The organism is Agrilactobacillus composti DSM 18527 = JCM 14202, from assembly GCF_001436375.1.
GTDB classification, from domain to species: Bacteria; Bacillota; Bacilli; order Lactobacillales; family Lactobacillaceae; genus Agrilactobacillus; species Agrilactobacillus composti.
The window spans coordinates 13,854-29,616 of sequence record NZ_AZGA01000049.1; the positions used below are offsets into that span (position 1 = coordinate 13,854).

General features: G+C 46.7%; 13 protein-coding genes and 1 pseudogene. 8 read left to right on the forward strand and 6 right to left on the reverse strand.

Going from position 1 to position 15,763, the window contains the following annotated elements; genetic code table 11:
- The coding region (locus FC83_RS07780) for an RNA-guided endonuclease TnpB family protein (RefSeq protein WP_057002615.1) at positions 1-1,182 on the reverse strand (1,182 nt) is incomplete at its 3' end.
- A gap of 315 nt (positions 1,183-1,497) precedes the next feature.
- On the opposite strand from FC83_RS07780, the gene FC83_RS07785 reads away from it, so the two are divergent.
- The 5 genes from FC83_RS07785 to FC83_RS07805 all read left to right on the forward strand — a co-directional run bounded on the left by FC83_RS07785 (position 1,498) and on the right by FC83_RS07805 (position 6,069).
- Positions 1,498-2,064 carry a hypothetical protein gene (locus FC83_RS07785; RefSeq protein WP_035455374.1) on the forward strand — a complete coding sequence of 189 codons (567 nt, stop codon included), beginning with the start codon at positions 1,498-1,500 and terminating at the stop codon, positions 2,062-2,064.
- Between the two features lie 168 nt (positions 2,065-2,232).
- The gene (locus tag FC83_RS07790; protein ID WP_035455373.1) at positions 2,233-3,612 is read left to right on the forward strand and encodes an aminotransferase-like domain-containing protein; all 1,380 of its coding nucleotides are present in this window, start codon (positions 2,233-2,235) and stop codon (positions 3,610-3,612) included.
- 109 nt (positions 3,613-3,721) lie between these two features.
- Positions 3,722-4,600, forward strand: coding sequence for a pyridoxal 5'-phosphate synthase lyase subunit PdxS (gene pdxS / locus FC83_RS07795; RefSeq protein ID WP_035455371.1), 879 nt, complete (start codon positions 3,722-3,724; stop codon positions 4,598-4,600).
- A gap of 1 nt (position 4,601) precedes the next feature.
- Positions 4,602-5,186, forward strand: a complete 585-nt coding sequence (gene pdxT / locus FC83_RS07800; protein WP_035455369.1) for a pyridoxal 5'-phosphate synthase glutaminase subunit PdxT — start codon at positions 4,602-4,604, stop codon at positions 5,184-5,186.
- A 283-nt stretch (positions 5,187-5,469) separates the two neighbouring features.
- A complete protein-coding gene (locus FC83_RS07805; RefSeq protein ID WP_057002604.1) occupies positions 5,470-6,069 on the forward strand; it encodes a MarR family winged helix-turn-helix transcriptional regulator in 600 nt (199 codons plus the stop codon).
- 99 nt (positions 6,070-6,168) lie between these two features.
- Here FC83_RS07805 and FC83_RS07810 read toward each other — a convergent pair whose 3' ends face one another.
- Complete coding sequence (locus FC83_RS07810; protein WP_035455367.1) at positions 6,169-6,528, reverse strand: hypothetical protein; 360 nt, start codon at positions 6,526-6,528, stop codon at positions 6,169-6,171.
- Between the two features lie 148 nt (positions 6,529-6,676).
- Complete coding sequence (locus FC83_RS07815; protein WP_057002605.1) at positions 6,677-8,647, reverse strand: sucrose-specific PTS transporter subunit IIBC; 1,971 nt, start codon at positions 8,645-8,647, stop codon at positions 6,677-6,679.
- A gap of 156 nt (positions 8,648-8,803) precedes the next feature.
- On the opposite strand from FC83_RS07815, the gene FC83_RS07820 reads away from it, so the two are divergent.
- Both FC83_RS07820 and FC83_RS07825 read left to right on the forward strand, forming a co-directional pair.
- A complete protein-coding gene (locus FC83_RS07820) occupies positions 8,804-10,255 on the forward strand; it encodes a sucrose-6-phosphate hydrolase (protein ID WP_057002606.1) in 1,452 nt (483 codons plus the stop codon).
- A 17-nt stretch (positions 10,256-10,272) separates the two neighbouring features.
- Positions 10,273-11,265: a LacI family DNA-binding transcriptional regulator gene (locus FC83_RS07825; protein WP_057002607.1), complete on the forward strand. Its 993-nt coding sequence runs from the start codon at positions 10,273-10,275 to the stop codon at positions 11,263-11,265.
- A 432-nt stretch (positions 11,266-11,697) separates the two neighbouring features.
- Here FC83_RS07825 and FC83_RS07830 read toward each other — a convergent pair whose 3' ends face one another.
- Genes FC83_RS07830 through hydF form a run of 3 tightly spaced genes read right to left on the reverse strand, consistent with a single transcriptional unit; the run spans position 11,698 to position 15,163 of the window.
- Entirely contained in the window at positions 11,698-12,840 is a 1,143-nt protein-coding gene (locus FC83_RS07830) for an ABC transporter substrate-binding protein (RefSeq protein ID WP_057002608.1), read from the reverse strand.
- A gap of 41 nt (positions 12,841-12,881) precedes the next feature.
- The gene (gene hydE / locus FC83_RS07835) at positions 12,882-13,925 is read right to left on the reverse strand and encodes a [FeFe] hydrogenase H-cluster radical SAM maturase HydE (RefSeq protein WP_035455365.1); all 1,044 of its coding nucleotides are present in this window, start codon (positions 13,923-13,925) and stop codon (positions 12,882-12,884) included.
- 2 nt (positions 13,926-13,927) lie between these two features.
- A complete protein-coding gene (hydF, locus tag FC83_RS07840; protein ID WP_057002609.1) occupies positions 13,928-15,163 on the reverse strand; it encodes a [FeFe] hydrogenase H-cluster maturation GTPase HydF in 1,236 nt (411 codons plus the stop codon).
- A 325-nt stretch (positions 15,164-15,488) separates the two neighbouring features.
- Between hydF and FC83_RS17415 the strand changes: the two are divergent.
- Positions 15,489-15,763, forward strand: a pseudogene (locus FC83_RS17415) (RNA-guided endonuclease TnpB family protein); the annotation flags it as partial.

A 15,763-nucleotide genomic window follows, 5' to 3' on the forward strand; every position in this document is an offset into this window, starting at 1 on the left:
ACCCAAAAATTGAATATTCATGGCACCGACACGATCATCATTGGACTGGTAACCGCAGTTTGAACATTGGTAGGCATGCAGTTGGTGCTTGCGATTCGTTTTCTTGATCTCACCGCAAGCAGGACAGCGCTGACTGGTATAAGCCGCACTAACCGTGATGACCGCAGCACCTGCCTGAATAGCTTTGTAAGTCAACAGCTGTTCCAGCTGATAAAACGCCCAAGATACTTTCTCATAACGCGTGTCCTTGGTGGTCTTTTCCGTGGCAAAACGAACATTGACCAGATCTTCTAAAACAAACAAGGTATTTGGTCCGTATTTAGCAACAAGTGTCTTAGACAACTGATGATTGATATCAGTCATCCAGCGGTTCTCTTTATTGCCCATTTGACGGATACGTCGTTTGGAATTTCTGGTATTATGTCTTTGCAGACTAGCCCGCAGCGCTTTGTAGTGTCGGCGTTTACGATTGATAGCTTGACCATTGAAAAACGTTGTTTTTCCCTGGTCATCATAAGCGGTGACTAATTGCCGGATCCCCCGATCAAGCCCCACAACGTGTTGCATATCATTACGGGTCAGTTCAGGGAATTCTTTATTAACTGCAATGTATAAAAACCAATTGGTACCAGACTTAATTAGTTTTGCACCGCCAAACTCCCAGGTACCATCCAGATACTGTTCAAAGCCAGTTTTTAACACAAAGCGAGCCTTCACCCGGCCTTGAAGCGTATTGATGGACAACTTTTCACCGTTTGCGACGATAGACCAATCACGGTTACGGACTAAGTCAGCTTGCGGGCGCTGAAAATAGATCGGTTTCCAAAGCCAGTGCAGGTCTCTGGGGACTTTGAGATAAATTTCTTTACCTTTTTTATCTTTCTTACCGGTGGCATAGGCCATGGGTTTGCGTCGCAGCTGCGTCTGAACAGTTTTATAACGGGCAACCGTCGTTTTGATCGCGGAAATAGCCAATTGTGATTTTAAACCGAAGCATTGCCGCAAGTCTTGATAAAGCTTTTTCTGAATCTTGATAGCACTCAACTCAAAATTGTTGTTAAAAATATACTCGGAAACATGATTGCAGGCTGAGCGATATTGTTCAGTGGTCTCCTGAAATTTAGCCGCATCAGCAGCGTTATCTAGTTTGATTTTAGCCTTTACCGTTAGACTTAACAGCATTTTTATCACCTACTTTTCTTATAGTTATTATAACTTATATAATAACTATAAGAAAAGAAATGTGCTCAAAATAGGCACATAGTTATAAATCAATTGAGTTCTTCAAACTCAATCGGAATTCCTCACGAGATCGAAATCCCGTGCTTCCTTTCCGATATTTTCGTGAATTCAAATATTTATCATATTTAGCTTGATAATAGCTATTTTTATTCATCACAAATACCATATTTCAAACTATTTAATTCATATGATGCCATTAATATGTAGTTATGCAATTAAATATTAGTTGCACAATAAATTAAGGAGCATTTTCATATGACAATTAAATCTGTTTTATTAGGCGCAAGTGCATTAGCTACAGCGGCCACCATCGGCCTCACACCCTTAGCCACAGCTAATGCCGCCACAACTGCTGAGCCCACCATTGTCAGCGTCAACACCACTTTTCATTCTGACAACAAAGGCTTAACCATTTATACTGATCCTAATGGCAGCCAAAATAGTGGCAAACAATTACCCACCACCATTTCTGACTGGCGGGTGACCCGGGAAGCTAAAGACGCCAATGGCCAAGTCATCGCCTATGATTTAGGCAACGGTCAATGGGTCAAAGCCGCTGACGTCACGCAAAATCAAGGTACCAGCAACCAAACTACTAACAACAATATCACCGTGAAAGACGTGAGTTTGACGGTTAATTCCAACTATAAGAACGTCCAAGTCTACAGTGACTCCGCCACCACCCAACCGACGGATAAACTCAGCACTGTCTTCAACCTCTGGAAAGTCTTTAGAGTCGCCTATGACAGCAATGGCAAGGCCGTCGCTTACCAAGTCGGCCTCACCTCTTGGGTCAAAGCTACTGACGTCACCGTCAACTAGCCCGTGTCAAAATATAGCCTAATCAAAAATTAGAGTCTCCAACGTGATTGCTGCGTTTGGGGGCTTTTTCAGGTACTTTTGTTCCCATTTTGCCTTTTAGCTGGCTTAAGTATAAACTAGCTAATAATATCTCAACATGCAATTATCCTATAAACGGAGGTGGCCATCGTGCCGGTTAACTCTTTTGATAATTATCCTTTAACTTGGCGACCAACTTTGCATTCCTCGGAAACACCGCTGTACATTGCTTTAGCTAATCAATTAGAACAAGATATCGCCGCCGGAACTTTGCATCCGGGCCTGAAACTGCCCCCGCAACGGGAACTGGCCGATTTTTTAGACATTAACGTGAGCACGGTATCCCGGGCTTTTAAAATTTGTGCCAATAAGGGGCTTTTGAGCGGTATCACCGGCAGTGGGACCTATATCGCCTATGATGTGGACACCCACATCTCGGCCAAGCCAAAACATGCACCTAATATCATTGACCTGGGCACCATGACGCCGGAAACAATTGCCCAAGATGACCTGGTGGCCTTATTGCAACAGATGATTGCCGCCCCACATTTTGGCAGCCTATTCCAATATGCCAATAGTGAAGACCGCTGGCACAAAGATGCCGCCGTCAAGCTCATTGCCAAAGCCGGCTATCAAACCGACCCCAGCCATATCTTGCTGTCCAGCGGGGGTCAAAATGCCCTGGCTGCCATTTTCTCCGGTTTACTAAAGCCCGGCGATCGCCTGGGGACCACAGCTTTGGTTTATCCTGGGCTTAAAAGTGCCGCTAAACTGTTTGGCATTCAGCTGGTGGCCCTGCCAGAAGAAAACGGCGAATTATCTGAGACTGGCATTAGACAAGCCGTTAAAAATGACAACATGAAAGCCATTTATGTGATGCCGGATGCGCATAATCCCACCACCCATACCATGTCAATTGCCGCCCGGCAGATGATTGCTAGCTTGGCGCAAGAATTAAATGTGATCATTATCGAAGATGGCATCAATAGCTTACTGGCCAAAAAGCCCCTGGCCGCCATTGCCCAGAGTGCGCCGGCACAAACCATCTACATTGCCAGTCTATCTAAAACGCTGGTACCAGCCCTGCGTTTAGCTTATGTGGTGGCCCCCAGCCAATATTATGGAACTTTGGATAATGTGTTATATAACATCAATTTATCCCAATCGGCCATCTTGCTGGAACTGGCTTCTCGGCTCATTGTATCCGGGCGTTTGGATTCCCTGCTGGCCAAACGCAACCAAGGTATCGTCGCCCGTAATCGGCTGGCCAACCGGGTTTTCAAAGACTATGACCTCATCGGCAATAATGATAGTTTAAATCGCTGGCTACCTTTACCAAAGGGTGTCTCTGGCAAACAATTTGAACAATTGGCCCTGGTTAAAGGCGTATCTGTTTACGGGTCCCAGCGTTTTGCCGTGGGCAAAGATGCTCCCATTGGGGCAATTCGCATCGCCATTTGTACGCCAGATAGTATCGCAAAATTAGAACGGGGTCTAAATATTATTCACGAAATTTTAATTAAATTATAAAATGATTAAAAGTGTTTTGCACACAATTCTGATATTGTTCGCAAAACGCTTTTTATATACAATGGTTCCTAGATTGACGTTTCAAAATATATTTTAGGAGTTAATGACAATGACAGAAAATAACCGATATGCTTTGAACAAAAACTTAGCCCAGATGTTAAAGGGCGGCGTAATTATGGATGTTTCCACCCCACAACAGGCGCGAATTGCCCAAGAGGCCGGTGCCAGTGCAGTGATGGCCTTGGAACGTATTCCTGCCGACATTAGAGTGGCCGGCGGTGTTGCCCGCATGAGCGACCCTAAAATGATTAAGAGCATCCAAGCAGCGGTGAGTATTCCTGTCATGGCGAAAGTCCGGATCGGCCATTTTGTGGAGGCCCAAATCTTACAAGAAATTCAAATCGACTTTATTGATGAAAGTGAAGTTTTATCCCCAGCCGATGATAAATTCCATATTGATAAAACTAACTTTGAAGTGCCCTTCGTCTGTGGTGCTAAAAATTTAGGTGAAGCTCTGCGCCGTATTAGTGAAGGTGCCGCTATGATCCGGACCAAGGGTGAACCCGGCACTGGGGATATCGTCCAAGCGGTCCGCCATATGCGCCTGATGAATGCGGCGATTAAAAAAATCACGTCCATGGCTGAAGATGAACTCTTCGAAGAAGCGAAGCAGTTAGAGGTTTCTTATGAAGCTGTTAAATACATCCACGAAAATGGCAAGCTCCCTGTCGTTAACTTTGCGGCCGGGGGCATTGCCACACCGGCGGATGCGGCCTTAATGATGCAACTGGGTGCTGAAGGCGTCTTTGTGGGCTCCGGTATCTTCAAATCCGGCGATCCTGCTAAAAGAGCCGCTGCCATTGTCAAAGCTGTGACCAACTACAACGATGCCAAAATGATTGCGGCCTTATCCGAAGATTTAGGGGAAGCCATGGTAGGTATCAATGAAAGTGAAATCAAAGTATTAATGGCTGAACGGGGGCAATAATATGCGCATTGGCGTCTTGGCCCTCCAGGGGGCTTTTATTGAACATATTCACAAATTGCAGGCCTTGGGGATCGATACTTTTGAAATTCGGCAACCGGCCGACTTGCAAACAACTTGTGATGGCCTCATTATCCCCGGGGGTGAAAGTACCGTCATCGGCAAATTACTGGTGGAACTTCAATTGCTGACACCCCTAAAAAACGCCATCCAAGCCGGCCTACCGGTGTTAGGGACTTGCGCTGGCCTAATTTTATTAGCCAAAACCATCAGCAATGCCACGCAACCGGGTATCAACACCATGGACATCGTAACCACCCGCAACGGTTATGGCCGCCAATTGGGTAGTTTCAATACCGTTGCCACCTTTGCCGGGGAAAAAATCCCCATGGTTTTCATTCGGGCCCCTTATATTCAAAAAGTCGGCCCTCAAGTTGAGGTTTTAGGTCAAGTCGAGGGCCGCATCATCGCCGCTAGACAAGCCAATATGTTGGCAACCGCGTTTCATCCCGAACTCACCGATGATCCGAAGGTGTACCAATATTTCATCACCATGATCAACCAACAAAACCAGCGGCGAGTGGTGTAATACTATTTCGCCAAAGCCACTGGCTTGCCCGTAGCTTAAGTTTCACCAAAAATTAGTACAATCAAAAGCCCGCCAGTGCGATTTCTGTGCTTGGTGGGCTTTTGTACTACGCTGACAATATTTAAGCGACTGAGCATTGATAAATCCAGGCAGTTCTTGTACGCTAGGTTGGTAAGCTTCTAAGTCGGTTAAGCGCTGACAAAGCTAATACTAGGACTGTATATAATTCAATCTTAAGTTCGTTTCAAACCAATAAACGAATGTATCTTCTGGAGGCAATGCTATGGACAACCAAACTTTATTTGAAGAATTAGGCGAATTGGCACAACAACCGGTGCTCTGGTTCGCCCGGCAAAGATATCAAACTGATCGCTCAAATCACCTGCCCGATAATGGGCGCCGCTTGTTGCGGATCCTGGTGGAGGCCAACAATCCCCTAACAGCGGGAACAATTGCCGATATTTTAGCCATTCGCCCCACGGCCGTGAACACCTTGGTCAAAAAACTGGAAGCTGAAAGCTTGGTGTTACGCACCAGAGATAAAACTGATGCCCAAATCGTCAGAATCCAAATTACCAAACCCGGTCGGGAACGTTTGGCCAAAATCGATACGTTCCGCAGTAACTTTCTAGCCGCCTTGTTCAGTGTTTTTGACGACACCGAACAAGCCCAGTTCACCAAAAGCCTGCATAAACTCAACCAACACATCACCTCTGAGGATTTTGCCAAACAATTATCCCAAAATATGACCAGTGCGGATAAGGCCTTTTTCAATGAGTTAAGTAAAGGCCACCTCAACCGAGACGAGCAAATGCACCGGTTGTTGGACCGCATCAAACGCCAGGGTAGCGCCGACGACCAGGCCAAGCCTGACCACAGTTAGGGTCCTTTTGAAAACTAGGTTCTAAAAATAAAAATGCCATTATAAAAAACTGGGACAACCACCGCAAACGCACGCGTGTTGTCCCAGTTTTTCATGCCATTAAGCCACTTGTGCCAGCAGATGCTTGACATGCGCAGCGGCCGCTGGATAATCGGCAGTGTCTTGGTCAGGCAGCTGTTTCAAGGTTTCCAAAATTACCCGACCTTGGACCAACAAGCGCTCCATATCGGCGTTGGTATCTTCTAAAAAAGAAACGGTCAAATAAATTTCCAAGGTGGGGATGGCCTTTTTCTCCCCGGCTAAGGCTTCTTTCCCCAACTGTTTGATGATCACGCGCAGATTGCGAGTCCGCCGTTTGAGTTTTTTGTGCTGGTTATAATAAGGCAAAAATAAAGCCACACAAACTGCCAAAAATTGCGAAATACCAGCCACCCATTCTGAAACCGTCCCAATTGCCATTGTCCTCCCCCCTCGTTCATCATCTTAAAAATAATTAATCCTATGCGATTATAGTTTTTTCGGGGAAAAGTACAAGCCAAAATTAAAAAATACTGGTTACCTTTGCCAAGGGGGGCCTTGGCTAAGGTAACCAGTATTTCAGTTGTTACTAAATATTAGTGGCGGCTTGATTGTCCGTGGTTGGTTGTTGCAGGGCAATCAGCGGGTCGCCAGCTTTCACGTCGGTGACATCGATGCGACTCACATCCCCATAATCATTGGTGTTGGTGATAACCACCATCACCGTGGGGTCGTAGCCAGCTTCGGTGATGCCTTTGACATCAAAGGTGCCCAATTTGTCGCCCTGTTGGACTTGGTCACCCTGTTGCACCGTACTGGTGAAGAACTTACCTTCAAGATTGACGGTGTCTAAGCCCAGATGGATCAGGACCTCCGCCCCGTCTGCGGCCTTAATGCCGTAAGCATGTTTGGTGGGATAAGCCACGGTGATTTCACCGGTGACCGGGGCCAAAACCACATCACTAGCGGGTTTAATGGCAGCCCCTTTCCCCATGATTTCAGCGGAAAAGACTTGGTCATTGACTTGCTTCAAGCTTTCAACCACCCCGGCAACTGGTGCGTTGACCACGGCATCGCTGACAGCGGCGTCGGCCGCACTTACCACATCGCCAGCTTCATTGGTCTGAACTTCTGGCTCAACGTTTTTGGCCATGGCTTTGCGGCCATAAACCAAGGTCCCGGTGAAGGCCACTACGATACTGCAGGCAATGGCTAAGAAGAATGGCAGGTAGAATTTAACCGGGAGGGAAATGAAACCGATGATCCCCGCAGCCCCTAAGGCAGTGGAGCGGACCCCGAAAATCCCGATCAATAAGCTACCCACGGCTGAACCAATCATGCCGATAAAGAATGGGAAGCGTAATTTCAAGTTGACCCCAAAGATAGCCGGTTCAGTGATCCCCAAGAGGGCGGACAGGCCGGAAGAAGAAGCCAAGCCTTTTTGTTTCTCATCGCGGGATAAGAAGAAAATGGCTAAAGCAGCCGCCCCTTGGGCAGCGTTGGCCATGGAGGCGATTGGGAAGAAGAAATCGCCGCCGGTTTTGGCCACGTTGGCCAAAAGCTGGGTTTCGATGGCCGGGAAACTTTGGTGTAAACCGGTAATGACGATTGGGGAGTAGAATAATCCGAAGACCGTGGAGCCCACAAAACCAGTGGCATTATACAAGAAAACAATCCCGTCGGTTAAGCCGTTCCCTACCGTCCGCATGATCGGGCCTACAAAGGCAAAGGTCAAGAAGGCCACGAAGATGATACTGATCATGGGGGTGAAAATAAAGTCCAGGGTAGCGGGCATGCGTTTATGGAGCCACTTTTCAACCTTGGCTAAAATGAAAGCCACCACCAACACGGGCAGGACTTGGCCTTGGTAGCCGGCTTGGGCGATGTGCAGGCCGAAAATGTTCCAGGCGGGCATGGTGCCCTTGGCCACGATTTCAGCCACGTTGTAGCCGTTGACTAAAGCCGGCATCACCATGATCATCCCCATGGTGGCCCCCAGATAAGCATTGCCCCCAAAACGCCGGGTGGCAGAGAAGCCTAATAGGATGGGTAAGAAAGCAAAAGGTGCCGAGGCAAACAGGTTGATCATTTCGGCGATACCCTTGATGCCAGGGTACATGGCCACCAGGGATTTGGCGCTAAATAGGCCCGGGGATACCAAGACGTTATTTAAAGCCATCAATAACCCACCGGCCACTAAGGCTGGAATAAGGGGTACAAAAATGTCAGATAGGACTTTAACCAAAGCCATCAGCGGATTGTCTTTTTTACCTTTGGCAGAAATGGCCTTTAGGTCGTCGGGGGTAACTTCTTTTAAGCCGGTCAAACTAATTAAGTGGTCATAGACCTTGTCCACATCCCCAGGGCCGATGATGATTTGATATTGGCCATTCACGCGAAAAGTCCCTTTAACGGCATCGTTAGCATCTAAAGCTTTTTGATCGATTTTGTCTTCATCTTTGATCACCAACCGTAACCGGGTGGCACAGTGAGCGGCGGCTAGAATGTTGTCTTGCCCCACGTCCGCCAGAATGTCTTTTGCTGCTTTCCCATGATCCATGTTTTGACCTCCCATGTAAGCGATTCCTGTATTTGATAAACCCATTGTAATGGATTCATTTCAAATTGTCAAACGTTTATCAATTTTTGATTTTTAGTGGCGCCGTCTGCTATAATGACAGCATGAAAACGTTTATCTTTTTTGGAGGCGAATACCATGCAGCAATGGACCACGGCACAACGCTATCGACCCTATAGCGCTTATTCAACCAAACTGGTCACTAAATTACAAAGACAACAACAAGACTCTATTTGGCACTTAGGCTATCATATCCAACCAGCCAGCGGTTTATTAAATGACCCCAATGGCTTTACCTATTATAATCACCAATGGCATGTCTTTTATCAAAACTTCCCCTTCGGCCCGGTGCACGGCTTGAAGAGCTGGGTTCATTTAACGTCCCCAGATTTGACCCATTGGACGGCCGACGGGTTGAAAATTTACCCCGACACCAAATATGAAAGCCACGGCGCTTATTCCGGCTCGGCGCTGGCTGTGGGGTCAGACTTATTTTTGATGTACACGGGCAATGTCCGGGATGAAAATTGGCAACGCCATCCCTATCAATTAGGGGCTACCTTAGACCAAAATGGGACTTTACACAAGCTAGCTCAGCCTTTAATTGGGGACATCCCGGCCGGCTATACCGACCACTTCCGAGATCCCCAGTTAATTGAACATGAGGGTACTTACTACGCCTTCATCGGCGCCCGGAAACAAGACGACACCGCCCACATTCTCGCCTACCAGGCCCCAGACCCTAAAGGCCCCTGGACCTTAAAAGGCGAATTACACTATAGTGATCAAAATCTGGGTTATATGGTTGAATGTCCCAACCTGATTTTTATTGACCAACAGCCTGTCCTGATTTTTTGTCCCCAGGGACTGTCCCAAACCATTGCCAGTTATGATAATATTTACCCTAATATGTACATTGTGGGGGAAGCCTTTGATTGGGATACCCTTAGCTTTATCAACCCAACTGGCCCGCAAAACCTGGATGGGGGCTTTGATGTCTATGCTACCCAAGCTTTCAATGCCCCGGATGACCAGGCCTATGCCATCAGCTGGTTAGGCTTGCCGGATACCACTTATCCCTCTGATGCCGAAAATTGGCAGGGCTGTTTTTCTTTGGTGAAGCACTTGACGTTAGTGGCCGGCCAACTGCGCCAACAGGCCGTGGCCCAAGGCTTAGCTAAGGCTGCTTTTGATCCGAAAACCGCTGACTTGCAGCTGCAAGAAAAGTTGCAGTTTGACTTCCCCAACTTTCCTAAGGGGCAGTTACAAATTAAAGCCCAGCACAGCAGCGATAAATTGACCCTTAGTTTTGATGCACAAACCCATAGTCTCACCGTGGACCGGGGCCAAATGGGCCAACCTGTGGCCTTAGATCATGGCACCATCCGCAGCATTCAATTACCGGCGACTGCCCTTCGTTTAACCTTATGGCTGGACCATTCGGCCTTTGAGCTGTATGTGAATGACGGCGCGCAAGTTGTATCTGGCCGGCTATTTCCTAGGCAGGCGGATACCTATCAGTTAGATACCAGCCAACTGGCCGCGGATGACTTTGAAGTCAGCGGGACCCGTTTACAAACAATTTATTAATTAAGGAGGCAATTCGTATGGCAAAATTGGCTGATGTTGCAAAACTGGCCGGGGTGTCCGTGACCACGGTCTCCCGGGTCATCAATAACTACGGCTCCTTATCTGAAAAGACCAAGACCAAGGTTTTTGCGGCCATGCACACCTTGAACTACCAACCTAATAGTGTAGCCCGCTCCCTGCAGGGTAAAAGTTCTCGCTTGATCGGCCTTATTTTCCCCGGGGTCAGCAATCCTTTCTTTGGGGAATTGGTGCAAACATTAGAAAATAAATTATCGGCTTTGGATTATCGGGTGATTCTTTGTAACTCGGTGAATAACGCCGACACAGAACGGGCTTATCTGCGCATGCTGCAAGCTAATCAAGTGGCGGGCATCATCACTGGCACCCATAATTTAACCATTCGTGAATATGAACACGTGGACGCACCGATCATCTCCTTTGACCGGCATTTGGGAGATAATATTCCCATTGTCAGTTCTGATAATTACGCCGGGGGTAAATTGGCTACCGAGCTGTTGATCAAGACCGGAGCCACCTGTATTGTGATGATTTCTGGGGCCAATCGCCCTAACAGTCCCACCAATTTGCGGGTTAAAGGCTATGAAGACAGTCTACAACAAGCCGATTTACCCACCCACGTGCTGGAACTGCCCTTTAGCATGTCCCCCACGTTAAAAAGAGTGGAGATTCGACAACACTTGACCACTTTGAAACCCGATGCGGTTTTTTGTAGTGATGATTTGACGGCTATTTTGGTGGGGGATGTGGCCCAGGAACTGGGGTTGAAAATTCCAGAACAACTGAAATTAGTAGGTTACGATGGCACCCGCTTGATTCAAGACTACCAACCCCAACTCTCCACCGTAGTTCAACCCATTGGGGATTTGGCGGACTTGATGATTCAGCTCTTGCGCCAGCGTATCAAAGATAACAAAGTCCAGCTCCAAGCCCAATATACCCTGCCCGTGAGCTTGCATACTGGAGCTTCGGTATTGGCCACCAAGGCGTAATTGCTTTGATTTTTCAGGCATCAGCTTTTCGGCTGGTGCTTTTTTTAGATTCAAAAAACACCTGCCATGGGGTTATTAAAAGGGCTCCTGCAGGTGTTTCATTTATAAATAGCCTAATTTCAAACGTGTCTTGGGGTAAATAACACGAAAATCAATAGCAATGCCACAACATAAACAAGCTGTAGGGTAATGGCACCGACAATCCAGCCATGCAGGCCTTGCAACTGGTCATCTGATTTAGCTGCCGCTAACAGATATATACCTGGTATTAGGCCCAATAAAGGTATGACAAAGGCACAAACCAATAGGAGTACCAGCCATATTGAACGGACGTTTTGAATGATTATCGTCTCCCTTATAAACTACTTAGTTAGTAGGTTACTAGAAAACCTGTTATTTTTCCAGGATAGTTGATGCTTTTTCTGATATTTATTACTGCCAAGTGGACGTATCTGGTTTCAAGATTTTATTAGACTGCTTGGTGGTCAAATTGATGTTGAAGACCTTCTTGTAGTAAGCCTTAGTTTCTTTGACCAGGTTGATATCTTTAAATTGCTTGGGATAAACGGTCTTGGCTACCCACAATAAGGTGATGGGCGTGTCAACGCCTGGGGTATAACTGCGATACATCCCCATTGGCATTTTTGCCACTTGTTTATCTTTCACAGCCGCAACTTTACCCCAATCATAGTTCCCCACGGTATTGTTATATAGATCCTTAGGCATGGCACTATTGAAGTTGGTGACTAAAATATGTTGGGGATTCCATTGGTAGATTTGCTCCATGGTGACTTGGGTCACATTGTTGGAATTGGGGATATCCACCACATTTTTAACATTGATGGCATCGGCCCAATATTGGCCAAAGGAAACGGTCCCGCCGGTAATAATGGCTGTACTGCTATATTGCCGCAGGAAGAAAACACTTTGGCGCTCGGCGGGCTTGATATTTTTTGTCCGTTTTTGCACCAGTTTGGCAACTTTATTGCTATAATCCTTTAAAATTTTGGCTTTATTATCCTTGGGGAAAATTTGGGATAGTAGACTGATCCAATTGTTTTCCGTCTCAATGGTATTGCCCTTCCATTTGCCAACGGAAATCCCCACGGCTTTGAAGCCAGCGTTGGTGAGTTTTTGCTGCATCTTGGTATCTTCAGCCCCATAGAAGACCACATCTGGTTTAACTTTTTTCAGTTCCTCCGTGTTGATGGACGTGCCATCGTTGGAGGCAGTCTTGGCCTTCAAAATACCTGGGTATAATTCAGAAAGCAGGCTGTGTTTAGCGGCCACCATGCTAGGTTCCGGCATGGAGACAATTTTATCGGCTGAGTTGAAAAATACCGCCATCACAGATGGTAAAGGCCAAATGGAGCCCACGATGGCAACCCGCTTAATATTTTTGGGTAGTGTCACCTTATTACCCGCTTGGTCCGTGATGGTTTTTGTTTGTTTGGTACTGGCAGCCCCAACGGTTGATGCTTGTGCCTGATAGGTACCAGCGCCGAGATTGACAGCCAGCACTAGGGCAAAGACAGCTACTGCTAGCTTGAATATCCTTTGAACATGTTTTGACATACTTCAATAAGCCTCCCAATTTTATGATAATACTTCTCCAATTAAGGTCGATAATCACCCCGGCTTTTAACCACCGTATAACCAATGGCGGTCATTTGATCAGAAAGCTTCCGAACGCCTGTGGCAGCATCATCATTGATGCCGGCTTTATTATCATAAAGTAAGTATTGCTTGCGAAAACGCAGCGGTGATAGGTTAGGCATCACCACATTGCAGCCGGCCAAAACGCCTAACTGACGGCCGTCTCCTTGAACAGTACCCAAAGCAGTGGTCGCCGGTAATAATATCTTTGGAAATAAAATCCGACACAAGCTCAAAATAAAGAGCGTCAAGTTCTCACTACCAGCCGGAAAATCACGAAACGGGGTTTGACTATGGGGAACATAAGGCCCAATGCCAATCATAGCCGGTTTAAATTGGGTGATATATACCATATCATCAGCCAAATTATCAAAAGTTTGATACGGCCCGCCTACCATAAAACCACAACCGGTTTGAAAACCGATTTCTTTAAGCGTCTCAAGACAGGCCAGCCGATGTTCGATGCGCTGATAAGCTGGGTGCCAGCGTTGATATAATGCGGGGGTTACCGTCTCATGGCGTAACAGAAATCTATCGGCACCGGCATCAAAATACTGTTGATAGGCGGCGCTAGGTTGTTCGCCAATGGATAAGGTAATGGCACAGTCCGGATAGCGCGCACGAATTGTCTGGATAATATCTGTAAAAACGTCGGCGGTGAAATAGGGATCTTCGCCACCTTGTAACACAAAGGTCCGGAACCCATTTTGATAACCATCTTCACAACATGCTAGTATCTCGGCTTTCGTTAGTCGGTACCGTTCAACTTGGCGATTACCATGGCGGATACCGCAATAAAAACAATCATTACGACAATAATTGGTGAATTCAACAATCCCTCTAAAAAATATTTGTTTGCCAAATTGCTGGATGATTAATCGCCGGGCAACATCAGCCGCATATTGTTGGTCACTAGGTGTGACTGTTGCCAATAACTGAACCCATTGGTCATGGCTTAAAGTATGCTTATGCAATAGCTCATCGATCAATGCCGTGTTATCCATACCTAACTCCTCTCAGGTGCTGGCACTTGCTGTCCTTGGGTATAAGCTGTCAATGCGTCCGGGAGCATGGTCACACTTCTGGGTAAAATACCTTTCATATAAGCAATCGCCGTGCCATAGTTGGTCATGGGCACGCCTTGGGCTTCCGCCCGTTGCATTCGATTCAGCATCTCCCGACTATTCAACATACAGGCCCCGCAATGAATCACCAAGGCAAAGTCAGCTAAATTCTCGGGATAACCCCGACCGCTGACCAGTTCAATACTTAAATTTTTACCTGTCCGTTTTTTTAACCAGTTGGGTAGCTTCACACTGCCAATATCGCCGCACTGGCGATGGTGGGTACAACCTTCAGCAATTAAAATCCGGTCACCGTCTTGCAAATCATCAATTGCCCGCACCCCGGCCACTGCTTGGGTCAATAGCCCCTTGTGGCGGGCCATCAAAATGGAAAACGAGGTCAGCGGAATACTTTCCGGGGTAATTTGCGCCACTTCGGCAAAAGCTTGGGAATCAGTTACCACCAAGGCCGGTGGTGTCTTTAAACTGGCTAAGGTGCCCGCCAATTCTGGGACTTGGGTCACCATGGCAATGCCATGATGGTCTAAAATGTCACGAATCATCATTTGCTGGGGTAAAATCAGGCGACTTTTAGGGGCTGATTCATCAATGGGGGTCACTAAAACCACCACGTCATTTGGTTTTATCAAATCCCCAATTAAGGGTTGTTCAACGGCCACTTGGGGACGTAAATGGGCTAAGCGCTCTTTAAATTCGTGAATCCCGGTGCCGGCAATAGCGCTGACATAGATTTCATTGGCTTTGGCTGTCGGTAAAGTGGTCATTAAATCACTTTTATTCAAGGCAATTAAATAATTCACCTGTTTTTTGTGGAATAGTTCCAGCAGTTGCCGATCACTGGGCGCCAAGCCGGTGGTGGCATCCACAACTAGCACCGCAATATCGGTCTGATTTAAAACTTGTTTGGTCTTTTTAACCCGTAGTTCCCCCAAATCGCCGGTGTCATCAAAACCTGGGGTGTCAATGATCACCACGGGGCCCAAAGGTAAGAGTTCCATGGCCTTGCGCACTGGATCGGTGGTGGTGCCCTTGGTGGTGGAAACCACGGCCAGATCTTGCCCCGTTACCGCATTGACCAGGCTAGACTTCCCAGCATTGCGCCGGCCGAAAAAGCCAATATGCACCCGTTCGCTGGATGGTGTGTCGTTTAATCCCATTGTGTGCCCTCCTTGTCTGTTTTACGTTAGAAAGCTGAAGCTGCAGATGTGGGTTTGAAAATAGATTGGGCTTGTTTATCGGTTAATTTAATATTGCTGCCAACTAAACCATTCGCTAAGATCAGCGCTATTACACAGATTACTATATTTATAGATTTCTTCATGAAAATATCGGAAGGAAACATGGGATTTCAATCCCGTGAGGAATTCCGATTGAGTTTGAAGAACTCAAATGATTTATAAATATGTGCCTATTTTGAGCACATTTCTTTCTTTGTAGTTATTGTATAAGTTATAATAACTATAAGAGGAAGGAGTGTTCAAAATGCTGCTAAGTCTAACGGTCAAGGCTAAACTTAAACTAGATAATGCTGCTGATGCCGCTAAATTTCAGGAGACCAGTGAACAATATCGCTCAGCCTGCAATCATGTTTCTGAGTATATTTTTAACAATGGTCTTGAATTGAATGTTCTCAAGATTCACAAAAAGCTTTATCGAGACTTGCGACAACACTTTGGGCTGAAATCCCAACTGGCCATCTCTGCGATCAAAACGACGGTTGCCCGTTATAAAACTGTTCAGACGCAGCTGCGACGCAA